We start from the raw sequence: 23,741 nt of genomic DNA on the forward strand, positions 1-23,741 counted from the left end.
GGGGAACGCTCATGTTCAAGAAGCGCTACCGTATTACGTTGCTGTTCAACGCCAATAAAGTGTATGACCGCCAGGTGGTGGAAGGCGTTGGGGAGTATTTACAGGCATCGCAGAGTGACTGGGATATCTTTATTGAAGAGGATTTTCGCTGCCGTATCGATAATATCAAAGACTGGTTGGGAGACGGTGTGATTGCCGATTTCGACGATCGGGATATTGAGCAGTTATTACATAACGTCAACGTGCCGATTGTTGGCGTTGGCGGCTCGTATCACCGCGAAGAGGACTACCCACCGGTACATTATATAGCCACCGATAACCATGCTCTGGTGGAAGCTGCATTTATGCACCTGAAAGAGAAGGGGCTAAACCGCTTTGCATTCTACGGCCTGCCGCTGGAAGGGGGCAAACGCTGGGCGCAAGAGCGTGAACAGGCTTTTCGCCAGTTGGTTGCGGCGGAACAGTATCAAGGGGTGGTATACCAAGGGATGGCGACCGCGCCAGATAATTGGCAGTACGCACAGAATCGCCTGGCAGATTGGGTGCAGACACTGCCGCAGCACACCGGCATTATCGCCGTGACTGATGCACGGGCGCGTCACCTATTGCAGGTGTGCGAACATTTGGATATTCCGGTGCCGGAAAAACTGTGTGTGATAGGTATCGATAACGAAGAACTGACGCGCTACCTTTCGCGTGTGGCGCTGTCTTCCGTGGCACAGGGCACGCGCCAGATGGGCTACCGTGCAGCCAAGCTGTTGCATCAGTTGCTCGACCAGCGGGAACTGCCGTTACAACGTATTTTGGTGCCCCCGGTGAAAGTGATTGAACGCCGCTCTACCGATTTCCGCTCGCTGCGTGACCCGGCGGTGATCCAGGCCATGCACTACATTCGCTACCACGCCTGCAAGGGGATTAAGGTGGAGCAGGTGTTGGATGCTGTTGGGATATCCCGTTCCAACCTGGAAAAACGCTTCAAAGATGAAACCGGCCAGACTATCCATAATGTGATCCATGAAGAGAAACTGGAGCGTGCCCGCAATTTACTCACCACCACGTCGTTACCTATTAACGAAATCTCCCAGATGTGTGGCTACCCTTCATTGCAATACTTTTACTCGGTATTTAAAAAAGGCTATGACATGACACCCAAGGAGCATCGGGACTGTTACGGCGAGGTAGTGTATTAGGCGGTTGGCGTAGAAAACAGAAAGCGCGGTAACATTTATCGCCCCGGCGTTGGGCCGGAAAGCGCTAACTGCGCCGCGCCTGGTTAGCAGCAGTGGGTATTAGTGCACTGCCTGTGGGACTTGCCAGCTTTCGTGATAGATATGCTCAGCTTGTTCTTGCGTTGTAGCGCGATCGCCAGTCAGACGGTAAGCAATGGTGAGAGCAAAATCAAATGCTGCCCCCAGACCTTGCCCACTGATCAGATTGCCATCTTCCACTACCTTTTCGGCCACGTAGGTGCCGTCTTCGACTTCCTGATGAAGATCGCCCGAACAAACATAGCGGCGGCCTTGCAAGAGCTTATTGCTGGCCAGAACGCGTGCGGCGGCGGAGCACAATGGACAGATCAGCTTGGCTGCACGATCATGGCGGCGGATAAACTCCACTGCCAACTCGTTCTCTGCCATTTCGATAGTCGCTTGTGGCCCACCGGGGATCACTACGGCGTCGTACAGCGTGTCCATGCGGCGTTCCAACAGAGCATCGGCGAACATACGCATCTGGTGATAGCTGCGGAGTTCTAGCCGATCCCAGCAGGACAGCAGCTCCACTTCAATCTCCAAACGGCGCAACACGTCGATCACGATAACCGCCTCTGCCTCTTCAAATCCTTCGCTCAGCAGAACGGCAACTTTCTTGGTCATAGCATCTCCAGCAATGTACGGGTGAATAACCCGGGCTGGGTTAGCGTAGCAGATAAAAAGTGAGCGTTTGCTGCGGATAATCAAGTGTAAGAAGGCGATCGCGGAAACATGATTTCTCACTTAGCGCAGAGGTAGATTCGCGCTATAATCGCCGCTTGCTTCCGATTCCCAGAGGAAGATCCTCGTCCCCGGTGGGGCGGCTGGACTTCAAATCCAGTTGGGGCCGCCAGCGGTCCTGGGCAGGTTCGACTCCTGTGATCTTCCGCCAAAGCTTGTCCGAATACCTCCCGATAAATCAAAAAAAACCAATAAAAACAATGTTTACTTTGATTTTCTGTTCGAGGGTGTCCGAGGGTTTCTCTCTAAATCCGTGAAAAATGTGTATACTGATGGGTATAGATTTTGACTATACATCTTTGAGCTATACACATGCCGCTAACTGACTTACAAATCCGCCGTGCCAAACCTCAAGAGAAAGCCTATACACTCAACGACGGCCAAGGCCTTTCACTCCTGATCGAACCCAGTGGCAGTAAAGGTTGGCGTTTTCGCTATCGCTACGCCGGTAAGGCTAGGCTGATGTCATTCGGCACCTATGACTTAGTTTCCCTTGCTGAAGCGCGTTCAAAGCGTGAGGTGGCGCGTAAACAAGTTTCTGAAGGGATTGATCCAGGTGAAGTGAAAAAGGCTGCAAAGCTGGCTCAGAAACTCTCCGCCGAGAACTCATTTGAAGTTATCAGCCGTGAGTGGCATACGGCTAAAGCAGATCGCTGGTCACTGGGCTATCGGGAGGAAATCATGAGCACCTTTGAGGCTGATGTTTTCCCCTATATCGGCAAGCGGCCGATCTCTGAAATTAAGCCATTGGAGCTGTTAGAGGTACTTCGGCGCATTGAGAAGAGGGGAGCACTAGAGAAAACCCGCAAAGTGCGCCAGCGGTGTGGAGAAGTGTTCCGCTATGCGATTATCACCGGCAGGGCGGAGTACAACCCCGCTCCAGATCTCGCCAGTGCATTGGCTGTTCCAAAGCAACAACACCATCCGTTCCTTTCAGCAGAGGAGCTGCCTTACTTCATAAAAGATTTAGAAGGTTATACCGGCAGCATTATTACCAAGAACGCCGCTAAAATCGTGATGCTTACCGGCGTGCGTACACAAGAAATGCGTTTTGCTACCTGGGAAGAAATCGATTTTGAGCGGGCAATATGGGAAGTCCCCGCCGAACGTATGAAAATGCGCCGCCCCCATATTGTTCCTTTATCCACGCAGGTTATGGAGCTGTTTAAACAGCTACAGCCGATCACCGGTCACTATCCTTATATTTTTATTGGACGCAACAACCGCAGAAAGCCTATAAGTAAGGAAAGCGTGAATCAGGTGATTGAGCTGTTAGGGTATAAGGGACGAGCTACCGGTCACGGTTTTAGACACACAATGTCTACTATCCTACATGAACAAGGATTTGATAGTGCGTGGATCGAGATGCAGCTTGCACATGTGGATAAGAATAGTATCCGGGGAACATATAACCATGCTCAATACCTTGAAAAGCGTAGAGAGATGTTGCAGTGGTATGCTAATTATATAGTGGGAGATAATGATGTTTAAAATAATATCTATCACGGAGCATGGTAGGGAAATAAAACTTTCTGAAGATGAGGGAAATAACACAAATACGTTTACTATTATTACTGGTAAGAATGCCTGTGGCAAAAGTAATTTACTTGGGAAGGTGGTTAATTCATTTGTTTTTGATGGAGAAGCTGAACGTATGAAACTAGCGTTCAACTCTGTAAAACAACCACAGAAAGTTATAGCTGTATCGACTAGTCGATTTGACAAGTTCCCCACTATAGCAAATGCAAGGAAAAACTCTAAATTCACGGGTGAATATAATTATATAGGGTTTGATGGACGAGGTTCATCTCCATTAGATATGCTATCTGATGGTTTTCTTTCTATATTTAAAGGTTTTATGGATAGTAAGGATAATTCATCAAAAATAGGGGATGTTTTTAATTATTTAGGCTTCAGTCAAAATATTAGCGTTAATTTTGAGATAAAAGTAAATCTAGGCTATCTTCATACAAAAGAGTATAATAGTTATGTCAAAAAATATATGCCTTTCATTGATGTCGATTCTTCTTATAGTGGAAAAATGAGGGATTATGTTAACTTTTCAAAATGGTTTGATCAAACTTTTATTGAGGAGTATTTGGCAAAAGATAGTGATATAAAAAATCACTTCACTATATATCGTAAAAGTGATGGGGGTGTATTTGAGAGTAATGTAGAAAAACTCTCCTTGTTGAAGCGTATTGAAGAAGCTAATGAAGTTTTTGGTGGAAAGAATTTTAATATTAAGTTTAATCTTTATGACAAAAAAAGCATAGATAATGCTGACTATGAATGGCTCGTATATTTGATGTCCAAGGGTGCTGTAAAAGTAAAAAACATTAATCTAACTAATAAGAATGAAAAAAAATCATTTAGCTTTAACCAAGCAAGTTCTGGTCAACAATGCATCATAACAATGATGATAGGAATTGCCGGTGCAATAGATGATAATTCGTTAGTCTGTATCGATGAGCCGGAAATCAGTCTACACCCACAGTGGCAACTTGACTTCATCAGACTACTCCAAGAGACCTTTCGTCACTACAATGGGTGTCATTTCATTTTAGCGACTCACTCTCCACAAATAGTATCAGGACTTGAACAGGGAAATGGATATATTTGTTCCTTAGAAAAAAACGAATTACATGATGCATTAATGACATCAAAAAAATCCGCTGATTATCAGTTGGCTGAAATTTTCAAATCCCCTGGCTTCAAAAACGAATATCTATTAAGAGTCCTTTTGTCCTTCCTAACTAATCCTAGAGATTTCTATAAAAAATCAGGAGATAGTATCAGCGAAGTTCAAAGGATTTTATCTCTGAAAGAAACGATTATACCCACCGATCCAATTTATAAATTAATATGTTTAGCAGAAAAGGTACTTTTGGAGGGGAAAGATGTATTTAACCTCAAATGATCTTGAAGGTGTTTATAAAACTGCATATGATAATTTTTCAGTATTGAAAGATACTGAGAAAGTTGGAGTTTATTGGAATAATAAAGATAATTTTGAGTTATCTGAGTTTAAAAATTATATTAAAGAATTCTATATTGACAAACAAAATTTCACTTGTCCTTATTGTAAACAGCGCATTGTTGTTGACCATAATTTAGTTTGGGATGCGGAGCATATTATCCCCAAAGATACACATCCGCAATTTCTTATGGAGCCTAGTAATCTCTGTGTCTCATGCAAAGATTGTAATTCAGCAAAGGGGAATAAAAATGTTCTTTTAAATAAAAATAGGAAAACTCTACCTATTAAAGGTGAGGATTATATAATCAATCACCCTCATTATGATTCTTATGCTGACAATATTAAAATAATTGAACTGTGCGGATACTATTTACCAATAAATGATAAGGGACGGAAGACAATAGAGATATGTGGTTTACTCCGGTTTGCTTATACGTATGCCAATTATGGTGATCTATCTTTACGCACAAAGGAGCTAATTGTTGAGTTAGGCAGCAAGTTAATGGATTGTACCACGGTTTATGAAGAGGCGGCATTATTGAGTTTTATTAAGGAACTTGCATCTAAAGGTTTAGCTCAGATGTGTACAGACTATCTTAATAAGGAATAGACCAAAATGGATATTACGCCCTCAGCGCGCAATGCTATCCCCGCCTCGCCTGCCCGCTTCATGTGTCGCTTTTCATGCAGTTGCATGATCGGCCTGAAGCCGCGCCAGCACTGGGGCAAGATAGGGTAAACACACGCATTAGACGCATGCAAAATCATGCACCCTATGCATGCACGCGCAGTTTGAAGCAGGCTAGCCAGAAAAAAGGCTGTTCTCGATATAGGGTGGGAAGCAAAACCCGCATCCAGGGAAATAGATGCGGGTGTGATTAATCAATGCAGGCGATTATTATTGCCGTAACGATTTAACGTTCGGCGTTCTGGTGGAGGTGGTGCCGAAATAGTTTCCGGTGTTAACGGTTGCCGAATAACATGTTCAACACTTTCCCTCGTTTTAAACGTGCATGAACACTCTATATTTTGGCACTGATAATAGGCCTCTTTCGTTTGCTCAGATAAATAACGGCTGGTGCGCGTATAAGATGAATGACGACAGACAGGGCAACGCATCATAATGATTTACTCTTCATTTCTTCATAGCGCTCACGTCTTGCTTTCAATTCAGTATAATACTTCATTCTTTTCGCTGGGCTCTTGTAAAGGTCCATATCCACCCCGTCTAAATAAGGCTTTTCCGCACCAATTTCTAAATGGATCGGCTCGTTATTTTTTGAAAGATCGTAAACTGAGGAAAATTGAGAAAGAAAGTTAATAATATCGCTCGATGCACACTCTTTACCGTTGCTGTAATAAACGCCGTAAGCGACACGCTTGATGTTAAAGGCATGAATGAGATGCACAGCATGTTCCCTTAACGCTTGATTCATGACCTCATCAGCATGCGACAACAGCGCAGCCTTGTGCGTGATTTCAAGGGGGCCCGCCGTCATAGCGCATTTACTTTGTGCCGAAATCCTGTCGAGTTCTAATCCTTCTATAAGCAAATCAAATTCCTTGACCAACTCACGTTTAGAAACCCGCTGTGTATGCTGTGCTTGAAGCTCTTCGGTCATTTCACCCCGGAGGCTGTGAAACAGCTCTCGCCATTTGCTCTTTGCCTGCTGCCCCTGTTCCTCGGTTTCTTTCAGTTGTTGATGACAGCGGGCGATAGCGGCTTCAATCTCTCGCAATGCCTGGACGTTTTTCTGATGCGCCTCTCTGGCTTCACGGAAATCGGCCAGTTCTTTACTCACTGTTGGTGTGCTGTTCTCACTCATGGGGATCCTCTCCGGTGTTCGTCAATGTGTCACTATTCTGCTGATAGCCTTACAACATCGCTATCGATGCCCGTTGGACCACCGGCAGGACAACAGCCCCTGAAATTGACCAGAAAACCATCACCGAGATTTTAGTTTTTATATAAACTATTCACTACTGTTCACTTTAAGAAAAAATAGAGTTAAATCAATAAATAAAGAGGTGAACAGTTACTTGAAAACTCATCACTCACTGTTCACTACTGTTCACTCGGCCCAAAATTGAGCTTTTCCCTGGCTAGCCATAACGCGATTTTTAATAACGTTTTATCCTATTAATAACCACTACTTTTATAGCTTAAACCTATTAATGGGTTGCCACTGTTTTCCAATAGTTAGCCAATATTAGTCAATATAAGCCAATATTAGGATTTGGCTTATTTTCAAGCAGTTAAGTCCTCTTTCCGCACAACAAGTCCTTGTTGCCATCAGGAAAAATATTCACATAATGGGGCGCTACCACACGAGTCCACACAGCCCCGGTGAGAACCCACCGGAAACACAACGAGGTAGCATAACCATGCTTGCAGTTACCACACAGTCCCGTTCTACCCCTGCGCCAATCCCGACAGATTCAACGCCCCAGGATCGCTTTATGCGCCTGCCAGAAGTGCTCTACACCACCGGCCTTTCCCGCTCCACCGTGTATGAAATGATTGGGCGTTCACAGTTCCCGAGCCAGATTTCCCTGGGCGGTAAAAACGTTGCCTGGCTTGAATCTGAAGTGAACGAGTGGATGGCTGACCGTATCGCCAACCGTCACCAAGAGGCCGCGGTATGATGCTCCTGACGCTCGGCCAGCAAACCTTCAGCCTGGATCAAAGCGATGCCCTGTTTGTGGCAGAAGCGATCCTGATGCTGCGCAAAAACCCTGAAATGAAACTGTCAGAACGTCGCAGCGCCAAACACGGGGTGATTGCCCTCAATTGCCAAGGGCCATCGATATACCACGCGCCCAAGGTGCGCCATGTGCCGCTGTCCAACGGCTCCGACAACTATAAAACCTCAGTCCTGACAGACTGTTGATCACTATGCGATCGATTGAACATCCGTATGCGTTTTCCGGCTTGCCCTGGCGGCAAGTCCTACGCTATAGTCCTTGCGCTGTCGCACAATCGGCAGCCGGGCGTGGAAACCCGTGTAACTCTAAGGCGACACAACACGCGCCTAGCGTGTTTTTTTACGTCGCAGCCTTTGCTCGCTCATTTTTTGCACAGTGGTTTTTATACTACTGTGGCTATCAAACAATGGTGGCTCAGGCGGGGCAGCCTTCGGGCTGGCCGGTATTCTTAGAGGCCGGTATTTCCACCCCCGTCTGGGCTACCACCCATAAGCGTGGAAACTTCGGTGGTAGCAATAACCTTTACTCTAAGAAGGCTGCCACCATGGCTACGATCCCTACATCTTCGCACACGCAATTCGTCTTTCTGTTTGCCGCCGTGCGCCGCAATACCACCACATTAAAGCCGTGCATGCTGCGCACCGTCGCCACCTGTGAGCGCTCCGCCCGCCGTGCCCTGGTACGTGATTACGTGTTGTCCTTCGCAGGCCGTCTGCCTGTAACAGAGGTCGCATGAACACCTTAGCCGCCCGTTTCCATACCGATACCCACTACCCGATCCCGCATGCCGATTTCCTGCGCTTGCAACACGCACATTCTGTCGGCGTGCTGTTCCTCGACATGCTCGACCAGATGAACTGCTACGGCCAACGCCCGGACGCCTTCCAGCAAGAGGCTCTCGCCTCGGTGGTGGCGGTACTCACTGACCAACTCGGGCAGGTCGTGACCACCTGCGAATCCCATATCAATAACAGCCTGGAGGCCACCGCCGCATGAATACTCTCAATCAATCCTGCCTGCCTATTGAAGTGCGTACAGCGGTGTATCGTCGTGCGGTAGTGCAAGCCTATCTCGATACCTGCGCTTTTTATGGGGTAAGCCTCGGTTACTCGCTGGATGAGTTGCAAATGACCATCGCCATGCAGTTAGAAGGCTACTTTGTTTGCCAGCACGGCCCGGAAGATGGCATGGACATGGCGTGCGCCATGCTGGGGGATATGGTGCAGCCGGATATTCTGGTCGCCCCTCCCCGCCTGACAACGTTAGGGCAAAAGATGATGGACGAGTTGTGCTGTGACCAGCTCGCCGCCACTGCTCACACCACCGTGCATTAAGGGGGCCACGATGACACAGCTAAACGTTTCCCATACCGCGCGTGCAGCAACCGGCCAATGGCCGGTATTACTTCCTGCGTTAGGTATTCACATCCTCGCCGGGGGCCGGGCGCAGCCTTGCCCGGTGTGCGGCGGCAAAGACCGTTTCCGCTTTGATAATCAGCAAGGGCGCGGAACCTGGTTTTGCAACCAGTGCGGCGGCGGGGATGGTCTGTCACTGGTCGAAAAAGCGCTGGCGGTAACCACCAAAGAGGCCGCCGACAAGGTGGCCGGGGTATTGGGTAACTCCTCACTCGAACCGTTACCGGTGCAGGACAGCCAACAGGATAAAACCCAGGTCCGGCACAAGGCCGCCGAACAGGCCCACCACTTGCTGGCCGCTGCCGTAACCAAGACAGGCAACGCCTACCTAGTCCGCAAGGGTTGGCCGGATGTGAACACCTTGACGCTACAGGGGAACCCTTTGCGCGTGGGCGGTATCACCTATCAACCCGGCGATCTATTGTTACCACTGACCAATGCCACCGGGGAGGTGGTTAACGTCCAGTTGATCAACGCCGCAGGCGACAAACGCACCCTGGCGGGGGGGCAGGTCAAAGACGCCTGCCATTATCTGGCCGGGCCGGATAATGCGGTGATCTGGTTAACGGAAGGCTACGCCACCGGGCTGACCGTGCATCAATTAACCGGGGAAAGCGTGTGTATTGCGCTCAGTGCCAATAACCTGCCCGCTCTGGCACAGCAGTTACGCATACAATACCCGGATGCGTTGCTGTTGCTGGCCGCCGATAATGACGAGAGTGGCACCGGCCAGATCCGTGCCGCCGAGGCCGCCCAACTGACCGGCGCTAAACCGGCCTTACCGCCAGTGGTGGGTGACTGGAACGATCTCTATCAACAACAGGGCACACTGCCGACCTTGGCGCAGTTACAGGCGTTCAGCCAACCGGAGCAGCCGAGCCCATTTGACACCCTCAGCGATGCCGACCTGAAAGCCATGAGTGCCAGTGAAAAGGCCGAACTGCTGGCCGAACACTATCAGCACTTGCTGGCCGTGCCGCCGGTGGGGGAAGACTTATACCGTTACGAGAGCGGCGCATGGCATATATTGCCCTACCGGGTACTCAGCCGGGAAATTGCCGCGTTGTTCCAGAAGATCCGCGCCCCGTTCTCGGCCTCGGGGATCAACAGTGTGTTAGACACGCTCAAGCTGATGGTGCCGCAAATGGGCACCCCGGCCCGGCAGTTGATTGGTTTTCGCAATGGGGTGTTCGATACCGTTACCGGTCAGTTCAGCGCCCACCAGAAAACCCACTGGCTGCGCACCGTCAACAGCGTGGATTACACCCCACCCAAGGCAGGGGAAAATCTGGCCGACCACGCACCACACTTCTGGCGCTGGCTGACGCGGGCCGCCGGTCAGCAACTCGAAAAACAGGAACGTATCCTCGCGGCGCTCTTTATGGTGTTGGCAAATCGCTACGACTGGCAGATGTTCCTTGAAGTCACCGGGCCGGGCGGCAGCGGTAAAAGTGTGATGGCCTCAATCGCCAGCCTGCTGGCCGGGAAAGACAACACCACCTCGGCTTCCATTGATACGCTGGAATCCTCGCGGGATCGGGCTTCGGTGGTTGGGTTCTCGCTGATTATCCTGCCGGACCAGGAGAAGTGGAGCGGTGACGGGGCAGGTATCAAGGCGATCACCGGCGGTGATGCGGTAGCCATCGATCCGAAATACCGTGATGGCTACTCCACTCATATTCCGGCGGTGATCCTGGCGGTCAACAACAACCCGATGCAGTTCAGTGACCGCAGCGGCGGCGTCTCCCGTCGCCGGGTGATCCTACCGTTCCCAGAGGTGATACCAACGCATGAGCGTGACCCGCAGCTTCTGACCAAAATCATCGGGGAATTGGCGGTGATTGTGCGTCACCTGATGCAACGTTTTGCTAACCCGAACGACGCCCGCGACCTGCTCCAGGCGCAACAGCACTCGAGTGAAGCGCTGGAGATCAAACGCAGTGCCGATCCCCTGGTTGATTTTTGTGGCTATCTGCTGGAAGAGAGTGAAGCGCACGGCCTGTATATGGGGAACGCCAATATTGTGCCAGCCAACCCGCGCAAGTATCTGTATCACGCTTACCTCTCTTATATGGAGGCCCGAGGCCACAAATACCCGCTGAATCTGACCGCTTTCGGGCGAGCCATCCCGCAGACCTTGCGCGAATACGAGATCACCTTACTCAAGCGCAAGACCAGCCAGGGGATACAGACCAATCTGGTATTGAATGAAGATTGCGAGGCCGACTGGCTGCCCAAGTGTGAAGCCTGCTGAGTGAAAGCGGTCACGATCGTTTTCGCCGATCAATACACGGTTATTGATCTGTCTAACCCATTGGACACTGCCGCAGTGGGGCATTTATAGTCCCTTGTATAAACCGCATACACTTCAACACCAAGGAAAATGTATCGGTGACCCTTCCGGCCTGCTTGCAGGCCTATTTTATGCCCAAACGTAAGAGTAATACTTATTATCAAATTTGAGATGCTATTTACCCGAACAATTACGCCTCGTCTTTCGCTGCATAAATTTAATGATTCCCCGTAGTTTTTCCTTTGACTTCATTATAATTAAGTCAAAGGAGCTCACCTTTATTGGGACCCACTCTTTGTCATCTTCTTCATTCGCAATGAAGTCATTCTCAGATAGACTTATTGGGAGTAAATTCCATCCCTTAAGGTTTAATGAACATTGCTTTAATGCCAAGTTTTTATATTTTGACGTTAATTTTACATATGTATCTTTTTTCATTTTGTTTTTTTCAAAATTAATGCCAAAGTAAATTTCCACAACTGAATTAAAAGGTAACTCCATAAGCGAAAAAGATTGATAGTATTCTGATTTTTTGAATTTGCTATAGTTACAGTGTTTTACTATTCTTACTTCTTCCTCATACGCCCATTCTGCTGATTTATATAAGTATTTTCTTTGTAGTGCTTCCATATTTCTTAAGTCGAACTCAATTTTCTGAGCGTAACCATTAGCTATATTTTCTTTTGACAAAATGTCATTTGAAGGACGGGTGTGTGTATAAATGATGTTACCAAACTGAGCGGGTAAAATATTCTCTTCGGGTAGAATCATATCAGTTTTATATATATCAATCCCTATGACCACTCCTTTGTGAGAGTCTGCGTAATGTGCCCACATTAACGTATTTAAAGGGTTTCTAGTTAAGCACAAAATTACTGAGTTTGAAATGTTAGTAATGGGTCTAAGCCATTTTTCAAATGATGATTCATTTTCAATGATCAAGTTCTCAGAAAAATAATTTGATACTTCAAATACATCATTGAACTTCTGTGCGTTTGAGAACACGACGCAACCACTGTCTATAAATTTCTCAAAATTTCCATAGCTCATATATTTATATAATTTCATGCTGAAAGCCTTTTATTATTTACCATATGGTTCTATAAGGGAGTATATATGATAAACTTTAAAAAACAATAAATTGGTCCTGCCTTTTCTTTTTTCAATAGCCAAGTAGTATAAGCAAACGCAAAAGACCTACTATGTAAATAGTTACATAACTAAATGATAAACCAAACTAGGTCGTCTATATAAATATTTACTCATAGTAATAATGAAATATATAAGCATATTTATGATGTACTGTTGAGGGCTGGTTATAGTTTTCCATTTAGTAAAGCTCACTTCGTGTATGCATGATATTTGATGAAAATTGAGACGCTCTTGAGATAGCATCTTTACCAAGCTTTCCTCCTCTCAAAAGTGAGAGCTCAATACCACCAAATAAACCTGCCAATTGATAAAGCTCTCTACAATAATCCGCTCCCAACTCCTGATTGCAAACTTCACATAGTGTGACTAAATTACGATAACTTGTCTCTCCGCCTTTTGAATAAGGGACTACATGCTGTAGAGTTAAATTCGACGCTTTTGAACAAAGTACACATTGATTATTATCACGTTCAAGAATTCGAGTTTTAAATTTTCCTCTAAAAGTCCTTTTCCTTACAGATGGAGATGCTATTTTTACATCAGTAAACGAGCTAAAAGGGGAAGTCATACATTTTCTTTTACGCAACCAATGAGGTACAAAGTTTCTGGCAAAATCAGCGTCTACCAATGCCCATCCTTGGACGCAAGTCCACTCATAGAATGACTTCTCGTTCTTTATCATCTTATAGTTTTGGCCCATTTCTTGTAGTGCTTTCGCAAATCTAATATTATAAACAAGACTAGGGGTACGAAACTCTAAACCTTCTTTATCCGGCTCAGAGCCCAATGTGTAGGTTGAAAAATAGCAGTAACCACCACAAACTAACTTCAAATCAAATGCATATGAGCTTTCCATCCAAGTATCCCTACTGGTCATATATTATTTCTAATATTATTAGCCTTAAATTTAATTTAAATCAAACTGTACATGAAATTCATTAGGTTTTTTTAAAAAAATAATAATGTATTGTAATTATTTGAGAGGGGTTGAGATGTGGTTATTCGCCTTATGCATAGATATTCATTCTTATGTGGAAAGATCAACTACATGATCAGATTGTACTCATCTCTTCGTTCCTGCGGGTTACACTGTTCACGCGGAAGTGAACAGTGGTGCACAGTTTGGGGATAACCAGTCACTGAATAAGTAATTGATTAATATATAAAAATAAGGGTGAGTGAACAGTGTGACTAGTTTTTATATAAATCTTTTTTACGCAAGGTCCTACAATGCCTTGTTTTGTTCATAATTCAATCTATGAGGTTCACACTAGATTTATTGTGTATAGTAATGTGTATAAATTTATTTAAGTATATTGGTAATTTAATTTAAATTCATAAGGTTATGTTTATTTTATTACTCCTGTGATCGAATAAATGAAGCCGGCATCGGCATAAGCTTGCAAACGATCACGCCACCAGGCTGCGGCCAAGCCGGTTGCACTTTCGCGCCAGCCAAAATACGAGGTATCACTATAACATTCTGCCTCGACATTTTTTGCTACCAACTGGCCCATTTTCAGGTAAGGCTCCGCCAGATAACGCGGCAGATAGCCGCAGCCTAACCCGGCCAGTTGCGCCTGGAGTTTGCTTTTAAAGCTGAATACCGTCAGTTGATCTTGCTCATCAAGTACGTGCAGATTTTGCGGCCTATTAACACGCGAAGTGTCATGTACCACTACCGCGCGATGCTGGCGGATAGTCGTTTTCAATAACGGTTCCGGCATCGTCGCCAGCGGATGGTGTGGGGCGACGACAAAAATATATTCCAAACTCCCCAGCGGGCTGAAAGAGAAACCCGCGCGGGAAGGCGGCTCGCAGATCGCACCAATAATGATATCGGCACAGCCGTAAACCAGTGCCTCCCAAGAGCCGGCCAGCACCTCATGGCTGAAACGCAACTGGGTGTGATGATGATGACGGTAAAACTCGTCAATCAGCGGCAATAAACGTTCAAAGGGAAACGACGCATCTACGGCCAGGGTAAGCTCACTCTCCCAACCACTTTCCACATAGCGCGCCTGTTGCTCCAGATCTTGCGCGGCGCGCAGCAATATCCGCCCCTTATCCAGCATCAGTTTGCCGGTATCGGTGAATTTTGCCCGGTGCCCAGAACGATCGAGCAACGTGATGTCCAGATCGCTCTCCAGTTTCTGCACCATATAGCTCAGGGCAGACGGCGTTTTAAACAGTGCGGCTGCCGCTGCGGCAAATGAACCGTGACGCTCCAAGGCGTCCAAGATCAGCAATGCGTCTAGGTTTATTCTCACTTCGTTCCCCTGCATATAAAAAAACTTAACAAGAAGACAAAAATTCTACGCTATCTTTGCAAACGGCATCTACCTACCATGAATTTCACTGATACGGCCTATCTGTATTATTCACAGAAATCATATTATTAAGGTAAATTATGTCTAATTTTCAATTGCTTGATCCAAAAAATTCTGCACTGCTTTTTATTGATCATCAACCACAGATGGCTTTTGGCGTCGCCAATATTGATCGCCAGCAACTGAAAAACAACGTGGTTGCGCTGGCAAAAGCGGGCAAGATTTTTAATGTGCCCACGATTTTTACCTCGGTCGAAAGCGAAAGCTTTAGCGGCTATATCTGGCCGGAACTGCTGGCGGTTCACCCTGAAATCACTCCGATTGAACGCTCCTCAATGAACTCCTGGGAAGATGCGGCGTTCGTGAAAGCGGTTGAAGCCACCGGCCGCAAAAAACTGGTGATCTCCGCACTGTGGACCGAAGTCTGCCTGACCTTCCCAGCCTTAATGGCACTGGAAGCCGGTTATGAAGTTTATGTGGTCACCGACACTTCTGGTGGTACTTCCGTGGATGCTCACGAACGTGCGATCGACCGCATGGTGCAGGCTGGCGCGATCCCGGTGACCTGGCAGCAGGTGTTGCTTGAGTATCAACGCGACTGGGCACGCAAAGAAACTTACGACGCTGTGATGGACTTGGTGCGTGAACACAGCGGCGCCTACGGTATGGGCGTTGACTATGCCTATACCCTAGTGCATCACGCACCGGCGCGCAATGTGAAATAAACCTTACCCGGCCCAAGCGGCCGGGGTTTTTCAGGGGCCGGTTCCATGTCCAATCAGCAACACGTTACGCTGGTTATTACCCATCATTTGGCATCGGGTCAGGAACATGCCTATGAAGCCTGGCTAAAGCGCATTATGCCTGATGCAGCAACCTTTACCGGCCACTTGGGGGTGAACGTCATCCGCCCTTCCGGCAGCGAGTTGGCTTATACGATACTGGTGCGTTTCGATAATCTGGACAATTTGTACCGCTGGATCCATTCCCCCCAGCGCTTGCAGTACATCGAGCAAGTCAAGCCGTTGCTGTTGGGCAGCGATCATATTGAAATCCGCCCTGGCGCCGAGTTTTGGTTCACGCCAAACAGTGCCAACGTACGCCCACCCGCCAAGTGGAAACAGTTTTTAATCACCCTGTTGGTGATTTTCCCTTCGACCAATCTAGTGCCCTGGTTTTGGCATCAACTATTACCGGGGCTAAGCGGTTCGCTGGCCGGGCATTTACTGAACGATGCCAGCGTAGTGGCCCTAGTGGTGTTCCTGTGGATGCCGCTCGTCACCCGCATGTTTCATCAATGGCTCACTCGCCATTAAAGGAAAACGTTATGAGTCACACAGCTTCATTGATCATCATTAACGGTAAATTTCATACCGTTGACCGCGAGAACCCCACCGCTCAGGCTGTGGCGATCAAAGACGGTAAATTTGTTGCCGTCGGCAGCGAAAACGACGTTATGCAGCACGCCGGGCCAGAAACCCAGGTGATCGACTTGCACGGCCACACGGCGGTGCCTGGCCTAAACGACTCTCACCTGCACCTGATCCGCGGTGGATTGAATTACAACCTGGAATTACGCTGGGAGGGGGTGCCGTCTCTGGCCGATGCCCTACGGATGCTGAAAGAGCAGGCGTTGCGCACGCCAAGCCCGCAGTGGGTCAGAGTGGTCGGCGGTTGGAGCGAGTTCCAGTTTGCCGAACGCCGTATGCCGACGCTGGAAGAAATCAACACCGCCGCACCGGACACACCGGTGTTTATTCTGCATTTGTACGATCGCGCCCTGCTGAATCGTGCGGCGCTGAAAGTGGTGGGCTACACCAAAGATACGCCAAACCCACCGGGGGGAGAAATTCAACGCGATAGCAACGGTAACCCAACCGGCATGCTGATCGCCAAACCCAACGCCATGCTCCTCTACGCCACCTTAGCCAAAGGGCCAACCTTGCCGCTGGAGCAACAGGTCAATTCAACCCGCCAGTTTATGCGCGAACTGAACCGCCTGGGTCTGACCAGTGCGATCGACGCAGGTGGTGGTTTCCAGAACTATCCCGAAGATTATCAGGTGATTGCGGAACTGCATGAGAAAAAGCAACTGACCATTCGTATCGCCTACAACCTGTTTACCCAGCGGCCTAAGCAAGAGTTGGAGGACTTTCAGCTCTGGACCGATATGCTCAAACCCGGCCAAGGCACGGATTTCTACCGCCATAACGGCGCGGGTGAAATGCTGGTATTTTCCGCCGCTGATTTCGAAGATTTTCTGCAACCGCGGCCAGATTTGCCACAGGGGACGGAAGATGAGTTGGAGCGCGTAGTACGCCATTTGGTAGAGCACCGTTGGCCATTCCGCCTGCACGCCACTTACGACGAATCCATCGACCGTATGCTGAACGTGTTCGAGAAAGTTAACCGCGAGATACCATTTGACGGTTTGCATTGGATCTTTGACCATGCAGAAACCATATCTGAACGTAATATCGAGCGGGTGAAAGCCCTCGGCGGCGGTATTGCCGTGCAACATCGTATGGCATTTCAGGGTGAATACTTTGCCGAGCGCTACGGTGCTGAGGCTACCAAGCAGACTCCACCTGTGGCCAAAATGCTGGCGGCAGAACTGCCGGTAGGATTAGGCACCGATGCAACCCGCGTTGCCAGCTACAATCCGTGGACCGCCTTGTATTGGCTGGTTTCTGGCCGTACGGTTGGCGGCATGGCGATGTACGACGACAACGCACGTCTGGATCGTGAAACCGCGCTAATGCTTTGGACACAGGGCAGCGCATGGTTCTCTACCGAGCAGGGTAAAAAAGGGCAGATCAAAGTGGGCCAACTGGCTGACATGGCGGTGCTGTCACAAGATTACTTCAGCGTGCCGGAAGAGCAGATCAAAGGGATTGAGTCGGTGATGACTGTGGTAGACGGTAAAATTGTCTATGCTGCAGGCAGCTTCTCCCAGCTCTCTCCACCGCCGTTACCGGTGCTGCCGGAGTGGTCACCAGTGGTTAACGTACCGGGGCATTATCGCTCGGCACCGCCAGTAGCCACCAATAGAGTGGGTATCTTGAGCCAGGCACACCAATGCTGCGGCCCTTGCGGTGTTCATGCCCATCAGCATGATATCGCTCGCCGCTCTAGCATTCCCGTTTCTGATGAGAATGCCTTCTGGGGCGCATTTGGCTGTTCTTGTTTTGCGTTTTGATTGACGTTACGGGCCCAGCATCTGGGCCCGTATGCATCGGCGTAAAAGTCCTGTTTCAACAGGTTTTCAGGCACAGGCAGGCTTTGCTGTTGTTTGCTACGCCAGGTATAAAGTTGCGATTCATACAGACCGAGTTCACGTGCGGCTATGATCTCGTTTTACATCATCTCGGCTCAGGCCAATATCCTTCAACTGGGCCGAGCTCATCCTTGCTAGTGTATTGGCGGCTTTGCGCCGCTCATTCCAGCGGCATCCCCATCTGTATGCTTTTTTCCATAAACGGATGAAAATATTGCGGTGCTTCCTGGCTGCATGCGTAGCCGACGAACAACACTCATCCATTTGATCTTCAATCATATTATGCATCATCGACTCCCGTCATTAGGTGAGCGACTAGATTGATACGTTGCTGAAAGACTTTACAGATGCAAAGGGTGGCTATTATTTCCATACAGACATGTGATAAATAAACTGAATGCCACAAATTAGCGCCATCTGTACTGGTCCTCTTCAATTAATCAGGTGATATCAGTGACTCTCTACCAACAATTGGCCGATATTCTTAGTCAGCGTATTAAAGAGGGGCTGTATGTTGCCGGAGAGCGGCTCCCTTCAGTGAGGGTGTTGAGTGAAGAGCATAGGGTCAGTATCAGCACCGTACAGCAGGCGTATCGGCAACTTGAAGAGTGCTTTTTGATCGAGGCACGGCCTAAATCGGGATACTTCGTACGCGGTAGTTCAAATCTGCCTTCTTTACCTGCGGTGTGCAGCCATGCACAAAGGCCGGTCGAGATCTCTCAGTGGGAAAATACCCTGGAGTTTTTGAAGAGGGGCGATCAGGAGAATGTGTTGCATCTGGGAGTTGGTAGGCCCGACCTTTCTGGTCCCGGCCTTAAAATACTCAGCCGTTTGCTTAGCCGCATTAGCCTGCATCAGAGTGAAGAAGTGCTGGATTATGACAATATTTACGGCAGCCTGGCGCTGCGCGAGCAGATTGCCCGCCTGATGCTGGACAGTGGTAATCATCAATCGGCAGAAAATATCATTATTACCTCCGGCTGCCACGGTGCACTGGCTATCGCCATCGGTGCCGTTTGCCAGCCAGGTGACATTGTAGCTGTGGACTCCCCCAGCTTTCACGGTGTGATGCAGACCTTGAAAGGGATGGGGATGAAGGTCATTGAAATTCCAACCGATCCCGTGGTTGGCATTAGCCTGGAAGCATTGGAAATGGCGCTGGATCAGTGGCCGATTAAAGCCATCCAGCTTACCCCTACCTGTAATGATCCCTTGGGTTACAACATGCCGGATGAGCGCAAGAAAGCTTTGCTGACGTTGGCCCAGCGTTATGACGTTGCCATTATTGAAGATGATGTGTATGGCGCGCTCGCCTATCAATACCCGCGTCCACCCACCATCACTTCATTTGATGAAGATGGCCGGGTATTGCTGTGCAGTTCCTTCTCTAAAACGGTTGCCCCCGGCCTGCGTATCGGGTGGATTGCACCGGGTCGCTATTTGGAAAAAGCCTTACATAGGAAGTACATTTCTGCTGGGCGGGTGCCCACCTTGCCGCAACTGGCCATGGCTGAATTCATCAAGCAAGGGCATTACATGCAGCATTTACGCCGCATGCGCCGCCAGTATCAACGCAATCGCGACATTATGACCGGGTGGGTCGTGAAGTATTTTCCCCCAAACACTCGGCTGAGCAGGCCGCAAGGTAGCTTTATGTTATGGGTTGAGCTGCCTTATGGATTCGATAGCCTGCGTCTAAACCGCTGTTTGTTGCCACAAGGCATACAGATTGCCGTTGGGTTTATCAGCTCCGCTGCGGGAAAATACCGTAATTGCCTACGGCTCAGTTACAGCAAACCGATGACCAGTGAGATTGAACGGGCGATCCAGAAGGTGGGTAAAACGATTTATGAATTATTGGCGGAGGAAAAGCAGCCAGTGGCAGAAAAGCAAAACCGCGTATAGGTTGGTTCTAGTTTCGTGTCAGCCCGTGGAAGGTTGTGGATTTAGCAGAAAAATAACCGTTCCCCGATACCAGGAGGAGGCTTGTAACTGTTTTTCATCCGCTGCGAACCACTCCCCGTTTTGCACAAGACCCAGCTTAAATGGGATGCGTAGTTTTGTTAGGGCGGGAAGATAAGCCGCATAATTACTCACCGTCTTTCTACCCTGGTAACTTTGGATCACTATTTCATCCACTGGCAGCGCATTGAGCGTCTTTACGCTGCCTGTCTTCGCCCAGTCGAGCAGACCGGTCACGCCAAGAGAGAATTCAGCGGGTAACTGCGCCCGCAACCGCTGTAGAAAACCCCCGTAATCTTCCAGGCGCCGAGTGGCGGCGTCAAAATCGACCTGCAATCCTACAACGTCGTTGCCCGCTGCTTGCCAGCGTTGCATCAGCCGGATCAGACGCGCCGGTATTTCTTCAGGTACGTCCAGTGTGGTGAAGCGCACGGTAAGCCAGATTTGTTTGAATGCCAACTTGTCTACCGGTAGGCCCATTGGCTGGTAAATCGTGCCACGGGACGTGGGGATCACTTCTCCCTGATGCAGGTACACCGTCTGCGCGTTGCGCATCTGGTCTGAGGTTTTCACCCCAGACCAGAGCCAGAAGGCCTGATGTTCACCAGCACTGACGGTATTTGCCGCAAGCGCTTGGATACAGGCCATTAGCAGGCTGATTACCAGTAATATTTGAGCTTTCCGGCCCATATCGTTCCTGGATATTGAGTTTTTAACTGCGTGAACCAGCCTTTACGCATCAGTTTGTCGACCTCTTCGCCGCCGCAGTCATTATGGCCCGAAGGTGAATAACACATTACCGCACGATAGAGTGCGTAACTCTTATCTTCTACTTCTGTTTTAGGATTGGTAATGATCTGTTGGTAATAGCTTTGGCGATTTGGTTGACCAAGAGGATATTTTTGCCCGACGGCAGCGCTGAGCACGTCGTTTCCGTTCTCATCTTTCCATAAATCAACATGCGAATCGGTAGTGCGGAAAAAATCCCCAAGGCAGTTGAGGGCGCGGCCATCAGCAGGTTTCTGGCTCAATGTCGTCACGATGTTTTCCAGCGTCGGACAGAAGTAGCCATTCTCTGCACTTTGCCCTGCCCAGTCGAACACTGACAGGTCCACATCATTGAAATCTTCACCGATAGCGGGTTGCATAATGTGGCTGATGAGCTTTTTATCTGCCAGCCAATCGGCGTAACGGCTTTCGGTAAGATCGCGGATCAGCAGGGTATGCAGTGCAATGGTTCGCTCCTCACTGTTTGGACCATGAATGACCTGCTGGCGCAGCAAATCCATTGAGGCTCGAGTTTTGAGCACATGGGAACGAAAACGCAGGTTGGTGATCGCGCTGTCAGGAGCAAAGATAGCGGCAATGTCGTTGTTGTAAACCATCGTCGCGGCCAGCTTGGCCTGAATATATTGTTGTTGCTCGGCCTCTTTGCTGAGTTTCAGCAGATTCTGCCAGTGCTGACGAGCGGCAGACCAGTTTTCTTGCGCCATTAATGCTTCGCCGTACAATACCTGTTCACTGAAAGCCAGAATATTCCCGGCGGGCAGTGTTTTCGCGGGAGGGATAGCGTTGATGACTGCCGCATAATTTTTCTGTACCAGCCACAAATTGTGTTGCAGATAGTTCCACAAAGGAAGTTTACCGGCATTGTCAAACACCGCTTTTGCACTGTCCAACGCTTGTTGAGTGAGATGCGGTTCATCATTCGCATTGGTCCGCAGTGCCCGTAACGCTTCAATAAAAGTGACCAACGGGGCTTCGGGGAAAGGTGATACCTTATATTCGTAGCCCGTTTTATTATCGTATTCCTGAATTTGACTAATCAGTGCCTTGCTGTCAGAAACCTGTTGCAGAGCAATTTCATATTTCTTTGCCAACTGTTGCCAGTCCTGCAAATACCAGTATATGCGGCGGGTCATATTATTGACGGAGTCGGCGTATTGCCCGTCAGGCCATAACTGTAAATAGGTTTGAGCCCAGGTTAAGGCCTCGGCTGCCGCCGTTCTGTCAATCTTATCGACCTCGAACTCGCCATATTCACCAGAGCTTTTCTCGCTGCTCTGATTGAGAGCAGTACGCATGAGCATGTAGGTGGCCGTTTCATTCAACCACGGATGAGCGGAGGCTTTCAACGTGGTGAATAACTGATTGGCTAAAGCATAGTTACCCAGGTAAAACTGCGTAGCACCGGACAGATAGGTATGAAACAGGCTCGCCGTAGAATCTGCCGGAAAATCGTGAATCAGTGTGTCTATTTCAGCAGGCGTGCCGCTATTGACTCCCTGGGCGATGATCAGCCGAGCGTTAGCCAACTGTTGGCGTTGATCGTCAGAGAGGTCTTTAGTGGCCAGTAAGGCACCGTAAAAATTCGAAATACTATCAAGATTATTGGAAACAAATCGATTCGTTAGCTCGACATTGTACTGACCAATTGCATTAAAGGGGGCAGGATCAAGGCCTAGCGCAGAAATTTGTTGAGCAAGAGGTAACTCTGCATTGTTTGACTCATAAATGATGCCGTCAGGTGAGCTTTCGTAGTTATTCCATTGTGGGTGCCAGGCAAAATAATAATCACGTGAGCGGGAGATATCCTTGGGCAATGGTTGTACTGGTAATGCAAAGGATTTACTTTCGCTGATGAGACGCAACAGGTTATCGCGGGAATCGTTGTTCTCGCTGAGATAAGGCACCCCGAGCAACAGACAGTAATCTTCCCCCCAGGAACAGCTTGCCTCGTCAAATGAGGCATAAGTCTGTGTGCTAATTAATGCTCCTGCAAGCAGAAGGTAAGTCGGAATTTTTTTCGTCATTGTAGGTATATTCCTTAACAATAATGCTCCCTGTGACAGATAATGCTGCCTACTTTTTACCCGAACCGTCAGGCTAAAACATTTTGGACTCCCAGTGAAGCGTAAGACGCTATTTTACCTGCAATTCTTTGAGCATGGGTGTCCCTTGTACTTGAGAAAGGGGAGATTGGATGCATAAAATCGGTCAGTAGGGTAGTGACAGAAGGGGGGATGGGATTAATCCAATGCTCAAGCACGCTTTGGTCAGGATCTGCACTCATTTTTGTAAAATTTAAAAAGTATATACTCAAAATAATTCGAGTTGCTTGTAGGCGGCAAGCTTGCGAGGCCCCAGGAGCATAGATAACTATGTGACTGGGGTGAGTAAGCGCAGCCAACAACCAAGCAACTTGAAGTATGAAGGGTATACTTAGTATCTAAATACTGCTTTCCGGTGTGAGGTACATTTACCCTCTCTGGAATATTTCTAACTAGTGAATAAAGGATACACTGTGAAGAATGTTTTATTTTTTGACGCAATGCTTACACCTAAAATTATCACCGCTGTCTATTGGATCTGCCTGCTAGGTATTGTCGTCATTGGGATTGGCGTCATGATCCATGGCCAGTTTTTAGCAGGGCTGGTGGGCATTATTATTGTTGGTGTGTTCACCCGTGTCTGTTTTGAAATGGTCATCATTGCGTTCAAGAACAACGAATATCTGCGCAGGATCGCCGAAAAACCATAACGTTGAGCGGTTAACCTAGGCTGTGTCCCAATTGCCCGTGGTGCCGTCGCAGACCCAAAAGCCCGTTATCAAGGCGGAGGGCGAAGGGCAGAGT

24 protein-coding genes and 1 tRNA gene are annotated in these 23,741 nt (G+C 48.4%); 16 read left to right on the top strand and 9 right to left on the bottom strand.

Annotated features, from left to right (window positions below; translation table 11 throughout):
- Positions 1-11: 11 nt before the first annotated feature.
- Positions 12-1,190 (top strand): D-xylose utilization transcriptional activator XylR, encoded by a 1,179-nt coding sequence (xylR, locus tag SAQUA_RS00660; protein WP_380673821.1) that lies wholly within the window; start codon positions 12-14, stop codon positions 1,188-1,190.
- A 99-nt stretch (positions 1,191-1,289) separates the two neighbouring features.
- On the opposite strand, the gene SAQUA_RS00665 is transcribed toward xylR, so the two are convergent.
- Positions 1,290-1,874 (bottom strand): DJ-1/PfpI family protein, encoded by a 585-nt coding sequence (locus SAQUA_RS00665; RefSeq protein WP_380673820.1) that lies wholly within the window; start codon positions 1,872-1,874, stop codon positions 1,290-1,292.
- 173 nt (positions 1,875-2,047) lie between these two features.
- Here SAQUA_RS00665 and SAQUA_RS00670 point away from each other — a divergent pair.
- The 4 genes from SAQUA_RS00670 to SAQUA_RS00685 all read left to right on the top strand — a co-directional run bounded on the left by SAQUA_RS00670 (position 2,048) and on the right by SAQUA_RS00685 (position 5,581).
- A tRNA-Sec gene (locus SAQUA_RS00670) sits at positions 2,048-2,142 on the top strand.
- Positions 2,143-2,303: 161 nt separating this feature from the next.
- Positions 2,304-3,482, top strand: a complete 1,179-nt coding sequence (locus tag SAQUA_RS00675; protein WP_380673819.1) for a tyrosine-type recombinase/integrase — start codon at positions 2,304-2,306, stop codon at positions 3,480-3,482.
- Positions 3,472-4,911, top strand: coding sequence for an AAA family ATPase (locus tag SAQUA_RS00680; RefSeq protein ID WP_380673818.1), 1,440 nt, complete (start codon positions 3,472-3,474; stop codon positions 4,909-4,911). Before SAQUA_RS00675 ends, SAQUA_RS00680 begins: the two co-directional genes overlap by 11 nt.
- Entirely contained in the window at positions 4,892-5,581 is a 690-nt protein-coding gene (locus SAQUA_RS00685) for an HNH endonuclease (RefSeq protein WP_380673817.1), read from the top strand. The genes SAQUA_RS00680 and SAQUA_RS00685 overlap by 20 nt, the downstream gene beginning before the upstream one ends.
- Positions 5,582-5,853: 272 nt before the next feature.
- On the opposite strand, the gene SAQUA_RS00690 is transcribed toward SAQUA_RS00685, so the two are convergent.
- Positions 5,854-6,093 carry an ogr/Delta-like zinc finger family protein gene (locus tag SAQUA_RS00690; protein ID WP_380673816.1) on the bottom strand — a complete coding sequence of 80 codons (240 nt, stop codon included), beginning with the start codon at positions 6,091-6,093 and terminating at the stop codon, positions 5,854-5,856.
- Positions 6,090-6,797 carry an aldehyde dehydrogenase gene (locus SAQUA_RS00695; RefSeq protein ID WP_380673815.1) on the bottom strand — a complete coding sequence of 236 codons (708 nt, stop codon included), beginning with the start codon at positions 6,795-6,797 and terminating at the stop codon, positions 6,090-6,092. The genes SAQUA_RS00690 and SAQUA_RS00695 overlap by 4 nt, the downstream gene beginning before the upstream one ends.
- A gap of 559 nt (positions 6,798-7,356) precedes the next feature.
- Between SAQUA_RS00695 and SAQUA_RS00700 the strand changes: the two genes are divergently transcribed.
- The 6 genes from SAQUA_RS00700 to SAQUA_RS00725 are packed head-to-tail and all read left to right on the top strand — an operon-like array spanning position 7,357 to position 11,346.
- A complete protein-coding gene (locus SAQUA_RS00700; RefSeq protein ID WP_380673814.1) occupies positions 7,357-7,617 on the top strand; it encodes a helix-turn-helix transcriptional regulator in 261 nt (86 codons plus the stop codon).
- Positions 7,614-7,862, top strand: a complete 249-nt coding sequence (locus tag SAQUA_RS00705; protein ID WP_380673813.1) for a hypothetical protein — start codon at positions 7,614-7,616, stop codon at positions 7,860-7,862. The genes SAQUA_RS00700 and SAQUA_RS00705 overlap by 4 nt, the downstream gene beginning before the upstream one ends.
- A gap of 5 nt (positions 7,863-7,867) precedes the next feature.
- Positions 7,868-8,413 (top strand): host cell division inhibitor Icd-like protein, encoded by a 546-nt coding sequence (locus SAQUA_RS00710; protein WP_380673878.1) that lies wholly within the window; start codon positions 7,868-7,870, stop codon positions 8,411-8,413.
- Positions 8,410-8,673, top strand: a complete 264-nt coding sequence (locus SAQUA_RS00715) for a hypothetical protein (protein ID WP_380673812.1) — start codon at positions 8,410-8,412, stop codon at positions 8,671-8,673. Before SAQUA_RS00710 ends, SAQUA_RS00715 begins: the two co-directional genes overlap by 4 nt.
- Positions 8,670-9,011 (top strand): DUF5375 family protein, encoded by a 342-nt coding sequence (locus tag SAQUA_RS00720; RefSeq protein ID WP_380673811.1) that lies wholly within the window; start codon positions 8,670-8,672, stop codon positions 9,009-9,011. Before SAQUA_RS00715 ends, SAQUA_RS00720 begins: the two co-directional genes overlap by 4 nt.
- 10 nt (positions 9,012-9,021) lie before the next feature.
- Positions 9,022-11,346 (top strand): primase-helicase zinc-binding domain-containing protein, encoded by a 2,325-nt coding sequence (locus tag SAQUA_RS00725; RefSeq protein ID WP_380673810.1) that lies wholly within the window; start codon positions 9,022-9,024, stop codon positions 11,344-11,346.
- Positions 11,347-11,559: 213 nt separating this feature from the next.
- Here SAQUA_RS00725 and SAQUA_RS00730 read toward each other — a convergent pair whose 3' ends face one another.
- The 3 genes from SAQUA_RS00730 to SAQUA_RS00740 all read right to left on the bottom strand — a co-directional run bounded on the left by SAQUA_RS00730 (position 11,560) and on the right by SAQUA_RS00740 (position 14,807).
- Positions 11,560-12,453 carry a DUF2971 domain-containing protein gene (locus SAQUA_RS00730; RefSeq protein ID WP_380673809.1) on the bottom strand — a complete coding sequence of 298 codons (894 nt, stop codon included), beginning with the start codon at positions 12,451-12,453 and terminating at the stop codon, positions 11,560-11,562.
- Between the two features lie 262 nt (positions 12,454-12,715).
- Positions 12,716-13,393, bottom strand: coding sequence for an HNH endonuclease (locus tag SAQUA_RS00735; protein ID WP_380673808.1), 678 nt, complete (start codon positions 13,391-13,393; stop codon positions 12,716-12,718).
- A gap of 493 nt (positions 13,394-13,886) precedes the next feature.
- Positions 13,887-14,807 carry a LysR substrate-binding domain-containing protein gene (locus SAQUA_RS00740; protein WP_380673807.1) on the bottom strand — a complete coding sequence of 307 codons (921 nt, stop codon included), beginning with the start codon at positions 14,805-14,807 and terminating at the stop codon, positions 13,887-13,889.
- A 140-nt stretch (positions 14,808-14,947) separates the two neighbouring features.
- On the opposite strand from SAQUA_RS00740, the gene SAQUA_RS00745 reads away from it, so the two are divergent.
- Genes SAQUA_RS00745 through SAQUA_RS00755 form a run of 3 tightly spaced genes read left to right on the top strand, consistent with a single transcriptional unit; the run spans position 14,948 to position 18,066 of the window.
- Complete coding sequence (locus tag SAQUA_RS00745) at positions 14,948-15,592, top strand: hydrolase (protein ID WP_380673806.1); 645 nt, start codon at positions 14,948-14,950, stop codon at positions 15,590-15,592.
- 45 nt (positions 15,593-15,637) lie between these two features.
- Positions 15,638-16,183 carry an antibiotic biosynthesis monooxygenase gene (locus SAQUA_RS00750; RefSeq protein WP_380673805.1) on the top strand — a complete coding sequence of 182 codons (546 nt, stop codon included), beginning with the start codon at positions 15,638-15,640 and terminating at the stop codon, positions 16,181-16,183.
- An 11-nt stretch (positions 16,184-16,194) separates the two neighbouring features.
- Positions 16,195-18,066, top strand: coding sequence for an amidohydrolase (locus SAQUA_RS00755; protein ID WP_380673804.1), 1,872 nt, complete (start codon positions 16,195-16,197; stop codon positions 18,064-18,066).
- 135 nt (positions 18,067-18,201) lie between these two features.
- Here SAQUA_RS00755 and SAQUA_RS00760 read toward each other — a convergent pair whose 3' ends face one another.
- Positions 18,202-18,435 carry a DUF1127 domain-containing protein gene (locus SAQUA_RS00760; protein ID WP_404413126.1) on the bottom strand — a complete coding sequence of 78 codons (234 nt, stop codon included), beginning with the start codon at positions 18,433-18,435 and terminating at the stop codon, positions 18,202-18,204.
- A gap of 162 nt (positions 18,436-18,597) precedes the next feature.
- On the opposite strand from SAQUA_RS00760, the gene SAQUA_RS00765 reads away from it, so the two are divergent.
- The gene (locus SAQUA_RS00765; RefSeq protein WP_380673803.1) at positions 18,598-20,049 is read left to right on the top strand and encodes a PLP-dependent aminotransferase family protein; all 1,452 of its coding nucleotides are present in this window, start codon (positions 18,598-18,600) and stop codon (positions 20,047-20,049) included.
- An 18-nt stretch (positions 20,050-20,067) separates the two neighbouring features.
- On the opposite strand, the gene SAQUA_RS00770 is transcribed toward SAQUA_RS00765, so the two are convergent.
- Together SAQUA_RS00770 and SAQUA_RS00775 are read right to left on the bottom strand one after the other, a co-directional pair.
- Complete coding sequence (locus SAQUA_RS00770) at positions 20,068-20,796, bottom strand: DUF3142 domain-containing protein (protein ID WP_380673802.1); 729 nt, start codon at positions 20,794-20,796, stop codon at positions 20,068-20,070.
- A complete protein-coding gene (locus SAQUA_RS00775) occupies positions 20,766-22,919 on the bottom strand; it encodes a hypothetical protein (protein ID WP_380673801.1) in 2,154 nt (717 codons plus the stop codon). The genes SAQUA_RS00770 and SAQUA_RS00775 overlap by 31 nt, the downstream gene beginning before the upstream one ends.
- Before the next feature lie 491 nt (positions 22,920-23,410).
- On the opposite strand from SAQUA_RS00775, the gene SAQUA_RS00780 reads away from it, so the two are divergent.
- Positions 23,411-23,647 carry a DUF4282 domain-containing protein gene (locus SAQUA_RS00780; protein WP_380673800.1) on the top strand — a complete coding sequence of 79 codons (237 nt, stop codon included), beginning with the start codon at positions 23,411-23,413 and terminating at the stop codon, positions 23,645-23,647.
- The last annotated feature ends 94 nt before the right edge of the window (positions 23,648-23,741 follow it).

The sequence above is a fragment of the Serratia aquatilis genome (assembly GCF_044865145.1).
Lineage (GTDB): Bacteria > Pseudomonadota > Gammaproteobacteria > Enterobacterales > Enterobacteriaceae > Chania > Chania aquatilis.

Excerpts from the sequence above, each read along its gene's own strand:
- SAQUA_RS00665 (WP_380673820.1), bottom strand. The coding sequence starts at position 1,874 with ATGACCAAGAAAGTTGCCGTTCTGCTGAGCGAAGGATTTGAAGAGGCA.
- SAQUA_RS00705 (WP_380673813.1), top strand. The coding sequence starts at position 7,614 with ATGATGCTCCTGACGCTCGGCCAGCAAACCTTCAGCCTGGATCAAAGC.
- SAQUA_RS00675 (WP_380673819.1), top strand. The coding sequence starts at position 2,304 with ATGCCGCTAACTGACTTACAAATCCGCCGTGCCAAACCTCAAGAGAAA.
- SAQUA_RS00750 (WP_380673805.1), top strand. The coding sequence starts at position 15,638 with ATGTCCAATCAGCAACACGTTACGCTGGTTATTACCCATCATTTGGCA.
- SAQUA_RS00700 (WP_380673814.1), top strand. The coding sequence starts at position 7,357 with ATGCTTGCAGTTACCACACAGTCCCGTTCTACCCCTGCGCCAATCCCG.
- SAQUA_RS00775 (WP_380673801.1), bottom strand. The coding sequence starts at position 22,919 with ATGACGAAAAAAATTCCGACTTACCTTCTGCTTGCAGGAGCATTAATT.
- SAQUA_RS00745 (WP_380673806.1), top strand. The coding sequence starts at position 14,948 with ATGTCTAATTTTCAATTGCTTGATCCAAAAAATTCTGCACTGCTTTTT.
- SAQUA_RS00715 (WP_380673812.1), top strand. The coding sequence starts at position 8,410 with ATGAACACCTTAGCCGCCCGTTTCCATACCGATACCCACTACCCGATC.
- SAQUA_RS00685 (WP_380673817.1), top strand. The coding sequence starts at position 4,892 with ATGTATTTAACCTCAAATGATCTTGAAGGTGTTTATAAAACTGCATAT.
- SAQUA_RS00710 (WP_380673878.1), top strand. The coding sequence starts at position 7,868 with ATGCGATCGATTGAACATCCGTATGCGTTTTCCGGCTTGCCCTGGCGG.
- SAQUA_RS00735 (WP_380673808.1), bottom strand. The coding sequence starts at position 13,393 with ATGGAAAGCTCATATGCATTTGATTTGAAGTTAGTTTGTGGTGGTTAC.
- SAQUA_RS00680 (WP_380673818.1), top strand. The coding sequence starts at position 3,472 with ATGATGTTTAAAATAATATCTATCACGGAGCATGGTAGGGAAATAAAA.
- SAQUA_RS00730 (WP_380673809.1), bottom strand. The coding sequence starts at position 12,453 with ATGAAATTATATAAATATATGAGCTATGGAAATTTTGAGAAATTTATA.
- SAQUA_RS00760 (WP_404413126.1), bottom strand. The coding sequence starts at position 18,435 with ATGATGCATAATATGATTGAAGATCAAATGGATGAGTGTTGTTCGTCG.
- SAQUA_RS00720 (WP_380673811.1), top strand. The coding sequence starts at position 8,670 with ATGAATACTCTCAATCAATCCTGCCTGCCTATTGAAGTGCGTACAGCG.
- SAQUA_RS00755 (WP_380673804.1), top strand. The coding sequence starts at position 16,195 with ATGAGTCACACAGCTTCATTGATCATCATTAACGGTAAATTTCATACC.
- SAQUA_RS00770 (WP_380673802.1), bottom strand. The coding sequence starts at position 20,796 with ATGGGCCGGAAAGCTCAAATATTACTGGTAATCAGCCTGCTAATGGCC.
- SAQUA_RS00690 (WP_380673816.1), bottom strand. The coding sequence starts at position 6,093 with ATGATGCGTTGCCCTGTCTGTCGTCATTCATCTTATACGCGCACCAGC.
- xylR (WP_380673821.1), top strand. The coding sequence starts at position 12 with ATGTTCAAGAAGCGCTACCGTATTACGTTGCTGTTCAACGCCAATAAA.
- SAQUA_RS00695 (WP_380673815.1), bottom strand. The coding sequence starts at position 6,797 with ATGAGTGAGAACAGCACACCAACAGTGAGTAAAGAACTGGCCGATTTC.
- SAQUA_RS00725 (WP_380673810.1), top strand. The coding sequence starts at position 9,022 with ATGACACAGCTAAACGTTTCCCATACCGCGCGTGCAGCAACCGGCCAA.